The 1,289-nt window shown below is 64.2% G+C and carries 1 protein-coding gene; it reads left to right on the top strand.

The genetic code is table 11. The annotated features are described in order from the left end of the window. Positions 1–237 precede the first annotated feature (237 nt). Positions 238–1,289 (top strand): ISL3 family transposase (locus tag T458_RS0129675; RefSeq protein WP_252989901.1); only part of this gene is annotated, 1,052 nt, incomplete at its 3' end.

The following is a 1,289-nucleotide window of genomic DNA, read 5'->3' as shown; positions in this document are numbered from 1 at the left end:
GCGAGCCGGGGATGCGGGCGGGTCCTGTGGTGTGAAGATGAAAGCCCCTACACCTCATCACTCACACCGACAGGACCCTCGTTGCAGCGTAGCGCCATTGCCGACACGATTTGCCGCACGATCGAACTCGGGGTGACGATCACCGATGCCGCTCTCGACGGCGAGGATCGCACACACCTGTTCTGCGAGGTCTTGGCCCCGAAGAGTAGCTGCCCGAGGTGCGAGCGGGCGGGTCGGTTGCGTGATCATGTCGATCGTGAGGTGGCAGATCTACCGATCGTGGGCCATCCGACCCGGTTGCATCTGAGGGTGCCGCGCTACGCCTGCGAGAACGGCGCGTGTGGTCAGGGCATCTTTCGCGCCGACATCTCGGCGATCGTCGCGCCGCGCGCGGCGGTGACGCGCCGCACGATCGCGTGGATTCTTCGGCGGATGATTCTGGACAAGATGAGCGTCTCTGCGGTCGCCGCGTCGGTCGGGTTGGGCTGGAACACCGTGAATGCCCTCGCGTTGCAGGCGGCGCGTACGGTGGCTTCGGCGCCTGGCCGACTCGACGGTGTCAGGGTTCTCGGTGTTGATGAGCACAAGTGGAAACATGTTCGCGGCAATGGTGATTCGAGTTTCGTGACCGTGCTGGTCGACCTCACACCGATTGTGGATGGGACCGGGTCGGCGCGCTTGCTGGATATGGTGGGCGGCCGGTCCAAAGCGGCGTTGAAGGACTGGCTCGATGCCCGCGATGACTCCTTTCGGGACCGGATCCGGGTGGTCACCATGGACGGATTCACCGGGTATCGCACCGCGACCGCCGAGGCATTGGATAAGGCGCGGGCGGTGATGGACCCGTTCCACGTGGTCCATCTGGCCGCCGAGAAGCTCACAGTGTGTCGTCAACGCGTGCAACACGATACGTGTGGGCACCGCGGCCGCACGGGTGATCCGCTCTACGGTATCCGCCGACCACTGCTGACCCGGATCGCGTTGCTGACAGACAAGCAGAAGGCCCGGCTACGTAGCGGGTTGGAGGCTCACGAGGAGCACGTGGCCGTCTCGGTCACCTACGCGATCTACCAAGAGCTGATCAACGCCTACGGCCAGGAGAACAAGCGTGACGGCAAGATCGCGATGTACAAGCTGCTCAAACGGATTCATACCGGCGTTCCGTCCGGGCTGGCAGAGTTGGCCCAACTCGGCCGATCATTATGGGCGCGGCGTGCCGAGATCTTGGCCTACTTCGACACCGGCGCCTCCAACGGACCCGTCGAAGCGATCAACGGCCGCCTGGAACA

Origin of the sequence: Brevibacillus panacihumi W25 (assembly GCF_000503775.1) — a bacterium.
Taxonomy (GTDB): Bacteria; Bacillota; Bacilli; order Brevibacillales; family Brevibacillaceae; genus Brevibacillus; species Brevibacillus panacihumi_A.
This window is presented reverse-complemented; position numbering and strand designations above follow the sequence as displayed.